Genomic DNA, 12,989 nt, shown 5'->3' on the forward strand with positions numbered 1-12,989 from the left:
AGGGTGCATTTGTAATTTCGTTTAAAATTTTAAAAATATTTTATTATGAAAAAATTATTACAACTATTTATTTTATTGGTATTTGTAAAATCAAATTCTCAAGTACCAATTCAGGAGTTTAACTTTAATTCGAGTTTGTCGAATACAGCTGGTACGGCCACATTTTCAGTTACAGGTAATTCAATTTCTTATGGTATAGATAGAAATGGAGTAGCAAATAATGCCGTTCAAATAAATGGATCAAGTGGAGGAAGTTATTTAACAGCAAATTTGACTAATTTGCCTACAGGCAATATGGCGCGAAGTATTTCAATTTGGTTCAAATCTATTGATAACTTAAATAATGTTTATAATTATCCATTTGGTTATGGTACACAATCTGCTAATCAAGCATTTGGTCTTCAGCAAAATCCTGCAAATATTACTGTAAACCCTAACAGAGTTGAAGTATATGGTTTTGGACCTGCATCAAACAATGTTGGAATAAATGCACCTACTTTTCAATTAAATACCTGGTATCATTATGTTATAACACACGATGGTATAAATACTACTAAAATTTATAGAAATAATGTTTTGTTGGCTAGTTTTTCGAAAACTTGGTCTACATCAGGAACGTTAGCAACAATAGGACGAATTATAGTAGGATCCTTTAATGATAATTCAAATTTTACGGGTTTAATTGATGACTTGAAGATATATAATACAGAGCTTACAGCAGCACAAGTTGCAAACTTGTATAATCCGGCCTCAACTGCTGTTTTACCTGTTGTTTCTAATGTATCTTCTTCATTAATTCACGAAGGCGCCAACATTTCTTATACTGTAAATGCTGGTGGAGCTTCTACAACTACTACTGTTTTATATGGTCAAACAGCAGCAGCTAATGAACTTACCGCAACTGGAACTACCGCAACTGGAACAACAAATACTGCTTGTACGGCTACAACACAATATAATTTATCAACCGCCGCTGCAGGAACTACAATGTATTATAGAATTCAAGCAACAAATAGTGTAGGAACTGTGTTTTCTCCTATTAATACCTACACACAAGTTGCAAGACCTACTTATGAAGTAAATGCTCCAACAAATATAACTACATCTGCAGTGCAAATTAATTATACTCTGAAACCAAATGGAGGTAATTCGACTTCTGTAATAAGATATGGCTTGTCGTCTTCTAACTTAAATAATACCACTACAGGTTTTTCAGCATTAGGGTTTACAGATAACTTTAGCAATGTGCAATTAACAGGATTAGCTCCAAATACATTATATTATTATGCGGTAGAAGGAACAAATGCTTACGGAGTTTCACAATCTACAGTTTCAACATTTACTACACAAGGTAATGGACCTTTATTAAGTATGGTAAATGTTTCAAATATTCAAACTACTTCTGCTACTGTAAACTTTTCTTTAAATACAAGTAATGCAAGCACTACAACGGTTATTAATTACGGGACAAGTTCTAGTAACTTAAATTTATCTGCTTCAGGACCAACGGTTACTTCAACAACTGCAACGAGTTATAACGCACTTTTAGCTGGTTTAACACCGAATACAACTTATTATTTTAGCGTAGTGGCTACCAACGGAAGCGGAACTGCTGCATCTGGAGTAAGTCAATTTACTACTGCTGCACTTGGTGCTATACCATCACCAATTTACAACTTTGAATTTAATAATAATTTTAATAGCCAAGATGGTTCAGTTACTTTAAACACACCAATCGGCGGATCTCATGCTTTTGTTTCTAACGGAACAGTTTCAAATGGCGCATTAGAATTAATAAATGCAAGAACACAAACTTCATTACCAAATTTACCAGTAGGTTCATCAGCAAGAAGTGTTCATATTAAAGTAAAATATGACAATGGAGCTTTTCCTGGTGAAAATTATTTATTTAATTGGGGAACAGGTGCCACAGGTCAGGCTTTTGCAGGTCATCAAACTGCATCCACAGTTAAATTATTGGGTTGGGGTGGAACAAATTACGACTATGATTTAGTTCCAAATTCGGGTGCAACGACAGGTGTTTGGTATGAATATATGTTTGTTTATTTTGGAACTGAGATGAATGTTTATAGAGATGGTCAATTGCTTGGTAGTAAAGTGATAACAGCTTTAAATACAACTGGTGATAGTTTTAGAATGGGAATAAATCCTGGAGGAATTGTAGGTATAAATGCTGATATTGATTATGTTAGAATTTTCAACCAAGCATTAACACAAGGACAAGTAACTCAAATTTATAATAATCCAAATTTATTATCTTCAGATAATTTTAGTTTGAACAATCTAAAATTTACTTTATACCCAAATCCAGCTTCTGATATTTTAAACATTGAAATTAATGAAGCAATCAAAACAGTTGAGATCTATTCATTACAAGGTCAGAAAGTACTTGTTTCAAAAGATAAGCAACTAAATGTTTCTAACTTATCTAATGGAATTTATATGGTTAAAGTTGAAGATGTAAATGGTAATATTGCCACCCAAAAATTGGTGAAAAAGTAAATTTTAAAATATAATGATTAACAAAAATAAAGATTTTTACAGATTAGAGATAACAATTATAATCTTATATGTTATACTAGTAAGTTTAGGTTATGTTATTTTATTTTAATGATTAATGAGAGGGAATGGGAATCTATTTCCCTCTTTTTATCTTTTAACTATTTTAATAAAATCAATTATTTTATCTACCTTTTCTTGTGCAATTGGAAGATGTTCTTTATTAGATAATTCAACACTACCGCCTTCAGATTTAGTATAGGATATAATCTCATTCACATTTACTATATATGACTTGTGGATTCGCAACAATTCGGAAGAATCTTCTATTGTTTCTTCGAAATTTTTTAAATTTCTACTTACGGTGTATTTGGTGCCATTTTTAAGAATTACAACAGTATACGATCCGTCTCCTTTGATATATAAAATATTTTTGGTTTCAATAAATATTAAGGTATTTCCTGATGGAATTGCAATTCTATTTAAATTTATATTCGATTGTTGTTCTTTAAAGGCTTCTAAATTTTGTTTAGTAAAGTTTTGTTTTTTTGCACGTTGAATTGCCTCTTGGAGTATGACTTCATCTATAGGTTTTAATAAATAATCCACAGCGGATAATTTAAATGCCTTTATAGCAAATTCGTTATATGCTGTAGTGAAAATAATTTGAAATTTCACATCATCTTCATCAAAAAAATCTAATAGTTCTAATCCACTATGGCCAGGCATTTCAATATCTAAAAAAACTAAATCTGGTTTTTTTTTGATGATGCTTTTTACACCTGACGATAAGTTTTCACATTCATCAACAATTTCTACTTCTGGACAAAATTCATTCAGTAAAACACGTAATGAAATTCGAGCACGTAGTTCATCATCTATAATAATGGCTTTCATAAATTGATTGGAATTTTTATGGTTACTATAGTTCCATTTTCATCAAAGGTAGAGGTTTCCTTATCAGTATAATCTATACTAATTTTTTCAGATTTGTTTTTATTTAAAAGTTCTATTCTGTTATTCATGGCTTGTGTAGCAAAAGAAGTAGGTTTCCCTTTTTTAAGCAAGTTTAATTCCATACTTTTTTTACGTCCAATTCCATTATCCTCAATTCTTATCGTTAAATAGTTTTTTTTTAGCGTAAGAGAAATGATTAGTTTTTTTAGTCCTTTTTTGTGAAGAAGTCCATGTTTGATAGCATTTTCAATATATGGCTGAATTAGCATGGCCGGAATTTTAATATTTTCTGAAATATCAGGTTGTGTTGTATGAATTTCAAAAATAAAATCTTCTTCGTTAAATCTTGCTTTTTCAATTTCCAAATATAAACCTAGCGTGTTTATCTCTTCTTTCAAGCAAATAGTTTCTTTTTCAGAATATTCTAGTATATTCCTAGTTAACACTGAGAATTTTTTTAAATAAAATAAAGCTTTTTTATTATCACTTGTTAATATATATGATTGAATGGTGTTTAAAGCATTGAAAAAGAAATGGGGATTCATTTGCGATTTGATTGCTGTGAGTTTTGATTTGCTTAATTCGCTTTCTAAATTGATTTTTTCAAGTTTTTCTTTGTTTCTTTGATTGATCTTTTTTATGTGATTTTTAACGATAAAATAGCCTATACCAAAAAATAAAGTCAGCACAGCAATTACAAAAAGTGGTTTTTTCCAAAACGGGTATTTTATTTCAAAATGATAGTGTAAAACATCGTTTTTTTTGGTGAAAGAATTATAAACTTTAAACTTTAGTGAGTAATTTCCCGGTGGAAGTTCATTTAAAATTAAGTTTCTACTGTTGTTTTCAAGACTGTACCAATTATTATTATTTATTTTATAAGAGATAGGATTGGTATAATTGTTATTGTAATTTAAAATGGAAAAATTAAGTTTGATATTATTTTGATTATGTGTCAAAGAAGTTGGAAATGTATCATAAACAAGACCATTTATTGTAATGTTGTTGAGTAAAAAAAATTGATTGTGTTCTGAATTTAAATCTTTTAAGTTTTTAGAAATAATTCCTTTTTTGGTTGCAAACAAAAGTTGTGTTTTAGTTTCTTCAATATCAGCAACATCAAATTCTTGATTATTCGTTAAAACCAAAATTTTACTTTTATTAATTAGGTTGTATCTAATAATGTTTTTTTTAGTAATTAAGTATAAGTTTGTACCAATACGTTTTAATTTTGAAATTTCTTCATGGGTTATTGTAGATTCGGTTACTTTATTTTTTTCATTAAATTGTAATAATTTTCCATTGGCATTAATACCGAAAATAAGGTTTTTATACGCAATTAAATTGTTTATATATAACGGCTTATTCTTATAGAAAATAGTTTTCTTATTTCGAAATGTCTGAGAAATTACTCCTAAATTTGTACTTACATATATGGTTTTATTATATGTGTTATAGGCGATGGATTTAGCCTTTATATTAGATTCTATTCGAACTTCATTTAAGATATCTTTTTCTTTTTTTCTATTTTTATAAAATTCATCCCATTCACTTTTTAATTTTTCGTTGAAACAAAATATTCCACAAAATCCACTAGCTGCTACGGCAAAATATTTTTTATCTATAGCAATTATATTTTTTACAGCTAATTTTTTTTCAGAGATTAAACGCATTTTTGCATCGTAAATTCTAAACTTTGATGAGGTGCTGAAATAGTAATCATTTACTTTTTTTAACAAGTAAATTTCATGATTATCAGTGTTTTTGATTATTTTTTTTGAAGTGTTTTGGTCAATTTGGAAACTGTATATGGAATTTTTTTCTGTACTTACTAGTAAATCATTTTGAAAGCGAGTAAATTGGGTGATGTTTTCAGGAAAAGGAATTATTTTAGTGTTAAAATTAGGTATTAACAATACTCCTTCTGTAAGAGTGCAAATCCAATAGTGTTTGAAGCTATCCTTAAAAAAGTAAGAAATATTATAATTTTCGAAAAGATGCTCTACTTTATTTTCATCATTAAGTTTGAAAATACCATTTGTTGTACAAAGCCATATTTTATCATCTACAAATGAAACATTTTGAATGATGTCCTGATCTATGGGTAAATCATACTTTTGGAATGAGTTAGCGCTATAAACAAAATATTTTTTTTGGTATTTGTTAAAAAAATATAATTTGTTACCTCCATATTTTATCAACTTGGCTTCACTGTTGTTTTTTAATTCTTCAGGTAAATTTATCTTCTTAAGTTGTAAAGAAGCATCAATACAGTATAAATAATCACTTAAAATGTAATAGCAATTGTTTCCTTTTGTAGCGGTGATAAAGGTGCTATGATTAAAAGGGATTTTTTTCACTAATTGAAGTGTTTTGGTGTGGTATACTACAATGTTGTTTTTTTCGGTAGTTAATAAAAAATCATTTAAAATACATATAGGGTTATACCCTAAGGGTTCATTTTGTGGTAAGGGTTCTAAAACTTTATTTTTCTCATAATAAATGTAACCATCAAAATTGCAATAAAAAATTTTATTGTTTTTACCAACAACTAGGCTCGATCCGGCTTTAGAAGTTACTTTTTCAGTATTTAAATTGGTAAAAGAAACACCATCATATTTGCAAATGCCTTCATTTGTAGCAAACCAAATAAACCCTTTTTTATCTTGAGTGATATCGTAAATGGTATTACTTGGCAATCCTACAGACTTATCTATTTTATTAAAATACGGATTTTGTCCGAATAAATTAGAGCCTACCATTAAAAATAGCAGAAATAGAAAAGACAGGTATTTGTTCTTCATGATACTCAAATTACTTGGTTACAAATGTATAACTATGTTTTTTTAAAAAAAATAGTTACACAAACTCAAACAGACTTTTCACAAACTTGAAGAATTTTCACACTTCAGTCTCAAATACATTTGTTAAAATATTAACTTAAAAATTATGAAAAAATTAGTTATAGCTCTTGTATTAAGTTGTGTTTCCATAACAGTCTCTCCTGCACAGGGATTACTAGGAAAATTAAAAGAAAAAACCACTTCGAAATCAAACTCGAATGGAAATTCAAAAGAAACGGAGAAAGATAGTTTGGCTCAGGATTTAGAAAAGCTAACTTTTAAAAATGACAGAAATGGTTTAAGTGGAATTTATTATTTCCAAAAACCACTAATTCATAATGGTAACGATCAAGGTTGGGGTCCAAAGCAAACTAAATTCAAAAAAGTTTTAGTTGAAGTAGATGCTGATAAAGGTTATGTGTGGATGCGAACTAAAAATTGGGAAGACCAATTGTTTGGAAAATTATTGTTTTCAATGGGTAGCGAAAGTTGGGTAAAAGATTTGGCAAGGTCGAATATTGTAAGTGGTTTAGATGGGTCGTCAGCACAAGAAAACATGCGCTATCATTATTTAGATTTAAGAAAGTTAAATACCACAGATAAAGCTGAATTGATGCCTTTTGAAATGAATAATGTTCAAATCTCACTTCTTGAACCAAATGTTTTTGTAATTCATACCTCGATTAAACTTAATAAAAGTTTAAAAGTTTGTGAAGGCCCTTCATTTATTAATGGTGAATATCTAGACGAGCAAAACTTTAATTTAGTATATAAAGCAGGTACAGATGTAAGGAAATGGACTGTACAAAAAATTAAAGAACGCATTTTTGAATTAGCACTAAACAGATGTCAGTTTTTCTTAGCAGACGCTATAGCAAAAAATGCAATGCCAAATAAAGTAAATGGTTTTAAAGATGAACCTTCAAATGGAGCAATTCTAAAAGCAGCTCAAGAAAGAGCGGCATATTATAAATACGCAGAAACTGTAGATTATGTATATGCAACAGGAACATGGATAAACATGTATGAAAATATTTGGAATGGAAATGCTTTTGTGAGAACATTAACCAAACGTAGAATGAACTTCGTTGTGTCGTATAAAAAAGAAGGTACAAAATGTTATTTTGAAGAAATGACTCTTGAACAACCTAACACATTTACAGCAGGAACTTTAGAGGAAAAATTTGGAACCAATGGTGTTTTTGTAAGTGCTAATATGGGTTTGAAAGCACTAGATTGCTCCAAAGTAAAAAAATAAAAATTTTAATTTAATACAATGATAAAAAATTTACTAAAAACAGTTTTTGTATTCATGTCGAGTTTTGTAATAGGACAAACTCCCGTATACCAGTTTAATTTTGATAATTCAGTTGCTAATGTAGGAAATACAATTACATTATCTAACTTAGGCGATCCTGTATCTTATGTTACTGACAGGTTTGGGAATGCCAATGCGGCTATTAATTTTGCAGCTAATAATGTGTTGTGGAGTAATTCGATGACAAATTTACCCGCTGGAAACGCTACACTATCTGTTTCTTTTTGGGTAAAATATAATATGGTTGCTAATAATGATGTATTTGGTTATGGTACAAATTCTTCTTATGGTGCCATTGGTTTTCAAGAGAATGTTACCAATAGTACCACTACCACTTCTGGAATAGCAATCAGACAACCTAGTGGAACTGTTTCTTTGTCAAGTAATCATTTTACTTTAGTTAATACTTGGTATCATTATGTAGTTACTACTGCACCTGGTTCTGGGGGTTCTGCAACAAAAGTATATCGCAATGGAAATTTAATTTTAAACACAACAGCACCTTTTAGAAACATTCAACTCGATACCTTTACTATTGGTAATTATATTTTTTCTGCTAACTCTAATTTTAATGGTGCTGTAGATGATTTTAGAGTATATAATGTGGAGTTAAATACAACTCAAATTAATCAAATTTATAATGCAAGTAATCCAAATGTTAGTGCTCCTGCTATTAGTTCGGTTACAACTTCTAATATTACTGCTTCCACTGCAACTATAGGTTACGGAATTAATGCGAATGGTGCAAATGCTACAACTGTAATACGTTATGGAACCAGTTCCTCAAATTTGAACCTGACTTTTAATTGTCCAAGTACTACATCAACTGCTGTTTTTTCAGAAATTTTAACTGGTTTAACACCAAGTACTACTTATTTTTATAAAATTGAATCTTCCAATACTGCTGGTACTACAATTACTCCTACTACATATACTTTCACTACAACTGCTGCTACCTCAACTATAGGGAACGGATTAGTGGCTTATTACGGTTTTGAAAATTTTAACAGTCACAATGGTTTACATAATTTAACACCATCTGCTTCTACACCAATATTGGATGGAATAGGAGGTAAAGTAGGTTTAGGTGCACGATTTGAATCGGCAAATTCTCAACAGTTAGTAAATTCTTCCTCACTAAATACAGCATTAGATGGTACAGAATTTACCATTTGTTATTGGGTAAATTCACAAGCAAATTCATCAAGCATGACATTTCCTACTCATTTTGAAATGTTTGGTTCTGGTTTTGTTAGGCAACAACAAAATACGGGCTATGCTTCTTTAACTAAGGGATATGCAATTAATGCAACAACTTTTAATACAGGTAACACCACTGTAACTAACATCAATGGGACTTGGAAACACATTGCATTAGTGCACAAATCGGGTACCACAAATAACAAGCAAATAGAATTATATGTTGATGGCGTTTTACAGGGTGGATTTCCTCCAATATCGAATGTGCCAGTTTTGTACAAATTTAACACTGATTTTTACATTGGAGGTGGTGGTTCGGCTGTTAAATATTTTAAAGGCTATATTGATGAGTTTTATATTTATAATAGAGCATTAAATGGTACAGAAATTAATGCAGTGAAGGACAATACAAATGCAGCTCTTTTTTCTGAGCAATTTAGTGCAGCTTTAAAATTCAGTATGTATCCTAATCCTACGAATGATTGGGTTACTATAGAAACAGATGAAGATATTAAACAAGTAGAAGTGTTTTCTCTACAAGGACAATTGGTTTTTAATACAACTACTTCAAGTTTTTCATTAGCCAATTTGAATTCAGGAATATATATTGTTAAATTAGAAGGTGTTAATGGGGAAATAGGCATCCAAAAGCTGATTAAAAATTAGTCTAAGTATTAATTAAAATTTAAATAATGAAAAAAATATTTATCACTCTAATGATTCTTTTGCAAGTAAACATAATACTTGCACAAAATGATGCTGATGTAGATTATAATTTTGTCTATGGTCCAGGACCAAATTCTGCAGCAACAACTTATGTAAATACTGTAGCTTTTCGTTCTGATGGAAAAATGTATGCAGGTGGAAATTTTACCTTTTACAATGGCTTAGCTCAGAATAGATTTGTAAGAATCAATATAGATGGAACAAAAGATACTAGCTTTAATATAGGAACAGGTTTTAATGATAATGTGTATTGCATAGCGCAACAGTCCGATGGTAAAGTGTTAGTTGGTGGAAATTTTATTAATTTTAATGGAGTAACACAAGGTAGATTAATTAGATTAAACACAGATGGTTCTAAAGACACTTCGTTTAATATTGGATCTGGTTTTAACAACACGGTATATTCAATTGCAATTCAATCCGATGGTAAAATTTTAGTAGGAGGTTTTTTCTCTACTTATAATGGTACAACACAAAATGCTTTAGTTCGATTAAATTCAGACGGATCAAAAGATACTTCATTTAATATTGGCACCAGTGTCAACTTTAATGTTTGGTGTTTCGCCATTCAATCTGATGGAAAAATTCTTGTTGGTGGAGATTATACTACTTTTAATGGTGTTTCTCAAAATGGGTTAGTACGATTAAATACAAATGGTACTAAAGATACATCTTTTAATATTGGTAGTGGTTTCAATACAATTGATGGTGCATTTGTAGCCTCTTTAGCCTTACAATCAGATGGTAAAATTATTGCTGTTGGTGGTTTTACAAGTTTTAATGGGGCTACCCAAAATCGATTAATTCGTTTAAATACTGATGGATCTAAAGATACTAGCTATATTGTGGGTCAAGGATTTAATGCCACTGCAAGTGCGATTGCTTTACAATCGGACGGAAAAGCAGTAGTTGTCGGAAATTATTCTACGTATAAAGGTCAATTAGAAGCAAGGTTAATTCGTTTGAATTCTGATGGTTCAAAAGACACAACATTTAATATCACCACGGGTTTTAACAATTCTACATCATCTGTAGCCATTCATTCAGATGGAAAAATTCTTATAGGTGGATTTTTTAATATTTATAAAAATAACCCTGCTGATTATTTAGTTCGACTTAAAGGAACTTCTGTTTTGTCATCGGATTCATTCCAAAAAAACAATTTTTCTGTTTTTCCGAATCCTGTTAATGATATTTTAAATATCCAAATGGATTCAGAAATAAAAAAAATAGAAGTTTTTTCATTGCAAGGACAATTAGTTATGCAATCTACTTTAAAAAGCTTTTCACTAAATTCATTGAATCATGGAGTTTATCTTGTAAAAATTACAGATGTAAATGGGGTTATTGTGACTCAAAAAATTATTAAAAATTAAATTTAAACATGATGAAGAAAATATTAATATTTACCATAAGTCTTATGTTTTTTTGCTCTTACGCACAAACTCCTGTATATCAATTTAATTTTGACAATTCATTAGCGAATGCGACAAATACTTTTTTACTTCAAAACAACGGTGTAACAGAAGTTTATGCGACTGATCGATTTGGAATAGCAAATAATGCAATCCAATTTACAAGTTCTAATTATTTAAGTAGTGATATTATGACTAATTTGCCTTCAGGTTCTTCTTCATTCTCTGTGTCCTTTTGGGTAAAATATTCTTCAACAGGTGCGTCAACTCCAATTTTTTGGGGGACAAATACAAATAACCAAGGTTTTGCTATAAGAGAATTAGTGCAAAATAGTAGTAGTACGAATTCTAATTTTTTAGTAAATGGTGGTGGAACACTCAATTTATCACATAATGTAAATCATTTTACTTTTTTAAATCAATGGTATTTTTACACGGTTACACATTCAACAACAGTTGGGACTGCCGCTCCGGTTACAAAAATTTATAGAGATGGTGTATTAATTAAGTCTCAAAATGTTGCTGAAAGAAATATTGTTTTGAGTAATGTTTTTAGAATAGGTGCTTTTCAGACTCCATCTGTAGTTGCTCAAATGAATGGAGTTCTTGATGATTTAAGAATTTATAATGTAACATTAACAGATTCTGAAGTGCAAAATTTGTATACTAGTTCAGGTTTGCCAACTGTTTTACCTCCTACAATTTCTTCAATAAGCACTTCAAATTTCACACCAACTTCTTCTTCTGTAAATTATACGATTCAAACAAATGGTGCTACTACTTCAACTGTTATTAGATACGGCTCTGCTTCTAACAATTTGAACCAATTTTTTACGGCTCCAGTAACAACAAGTACCTCTGCTTCATACAATGAAGTGATTACTGGTTTAAATCCTGCAACTACGTATTTTTATCGAGTAGAATCTGTAAATTCGGGTGGTACAACTTTTAGTGCTGTAAATTCTTTTACCACAGCGGCAAATGCTAGTATTGTTCAAAACGGTTTAATTGCATACTATAGTTTTGAAAACAACTTTAATAATCATAATAATTTACACGAATTAATACCAACAATTTCTGTACCCGTGCGAAATGTAACCTCAGGTAAATATGGTAATGGTGTGCATTTTAATTCAGCTAATCAACAAGAATTAGTCAATACAAGCTCTCTAAATAGCGTGTTAGATGGCTCTGAATTTTCAATTTGTTATTGGGTGTATTCGCTAGTAGATCAGGGAGGTTTATCTAATCCAACTCATTTTTCTTTGTTTGGTTCGGGTTTTATGAGACAACAACCGTCAAGTAGTTATCAAACTCTTTTTAGAGGTTATGCACAGGGCTCCGCGAATTTCAGATTACTTTCAGATACAAATAGTGGTGGTTTAGGTCAGTGGCAACATATTGCTGTAGTGCATAAGGCCGGGACTAATGCAGCACGAGAATTTGAAGTTTTTGTAAATGGGATACAGTTAAGTAGTTATCCAGCTCAAGCTACCATACAAAATCTATTCAAAATTAATTCCAATTTTTATTTGGGTGGTGGCGGAAGCACTACGCAGTTTTTTAATGGAAATATAGATGAACTTTACATTTACAATAGAGCTTTAAATACAACTGAAATTAATTATATTAAAGATTATTATGATGTCGCTCTGAATGTTAGTGATTTTGAAATTTTTTCAAATGATGTTTTTGTGTATCCTAATCCAGTTGAAACAAAGTTTAAAGTTGAATCTAAAGAACCAATTAAATTTATTGAAATTTTCACTATGGATGGAAGAAAAGTGATTACTTCAAGTGAAAGTTTAATTGATTTATCAAGTATGCCTAATGGTATGTATCAGATAAAAGTTACAAAGGAAAACAATAAAATTGAAGTTAAGAAAATTTTAAAAAAATAAATAAGATGTTAAATAAAAATAAAGATTTTTATAAACTTGAAGTCACGCTTTTTATACTTTACACAATATTAATAGGTTTGGGTTATTTTATTTTTTTCTAATGTTTAAA

The 12,989-nt window shown here is 30.0% G+C and carries 7 protein-coding genes; 5 read left to right on the forward strand and 2 right to left on the reverse strand.

Features of this window, described 5'->3' with window-relative positions:
* The first annotated feature begins 45 nt into the window (after positions 1-45).
* The gene (locus G4D72_RS01355) at positions 46-2,523 is read left to right on the forward strand and encodes a LamG-like jellyroll fold domain-containing protein (protein ID WP_166075788.1); all 2,478 of its coding nucleotides are present in this window, start codon (positions 46-48) and stop codon (positions 2,521-2,523) included.
* A gap of 147 nt (positions 2,524-2,670) precedes the next feature.
* Here the strand turns inward: G4D72_RS01355 and G4D72_RS01360 are convergent, their stop codons facing one another.
* Positions 2,671-3,417, reverse strand: coding sequence for a LytR/AlgR family response regulator transcription factor (locus G4D72_RS01360; RefSeq protein ID WP_166075789.1), 747 nt, complete (start codon positions 3,415-3,417; stop codon positions 2,671-2,673).
* The gene (locus tag G4D72_RS01365; RefSeq protein WP_166075790.1) at positions 3,414-6,281 is read right to left on the reverse strand and encodes a sensor histidine kinase; all 2,868 of its coding nucleotides are present in this window, start codon (positions 6,279-6,281) and stop codon (positions 3,414-3,416) included. Before G4D72_RS01365 ends, G4D72_RS01360 begins: the two co-directional genes overlap by 4 nt.
* Positions 6,282-6,426: 145 nt before the next feature.
* Between G4D72_RS01365 and G4D72_RS01370 the strand changes: the two genes are divergently transcribed.
* Genes G4D72_RS01370 through G4D72_RS01385 form a run of 4 tightly spaced genes read left to right on the forward strand, consistent with a single transcriptional unit; the run spans position 6,427 to position 12,880 of the window.
* The gene (locus G4D72_RS01370) at positions 6,427-7,578 is read left to right on the forward strand and encodes a hypothetical protein (RefSeq protein ID WP_166075791.1); all 1,152 of its coding nucleotides are present in this window, start codon (positions 6,427-6,429) and stop codon (positions 7,576-7,578) included.
* Between the two features lie 18 nt (positions 7,579-7,596).
* On the forward strand, positions 7,597-9,504 hold the full coding sequence (locus G4D72_RS01375; RefSeq protein ID WP_166075792.1) for a LamG-like jellyroll fold domain-containing protein: 1,908 nt from the start codon (positions 7,597-7,599) through the stop codon (positions 9,502-9,504).
* 26 nt (positions 9,505-9,530) lie between these two features.
* A complete protein-coding gene (locus G4D72_RS01380; protein WP_166075793.1) occupies positions 9,531-10,940 on the forward strand; it encodes a T9SS type A sorting domain-containing protein in 1,410 nt (469 codons plus the stop codon).
* A gap of 11 nt (positions 10,941-10,951) precedes the next feature.
* Positions 10,952-12,880, forward strand: a complete 1,929-nt coding sequence (locus G4D72_RS01385) for a LamG-like jellyroll fold domain-containing protein (protein ID WP_166075794.1) — start codon at positions 10,952-10,954, stop codon at positions 12,878-12,880.
* The last annotated feature ends 109 nt before the right edge of the window (positions 12,881-12,989 follow it).

Origin of the sequence: Flavobacterium difficile (assembly GCF_011392115.1) — a bacterium.
Classification (GTDB): domain Bacteria; phylum Bacteroidota; class Bacteroidia; order Flavobacteriales; family Flavobacteriaceae; genus Flavobacterium; species Flavobacterium difficile.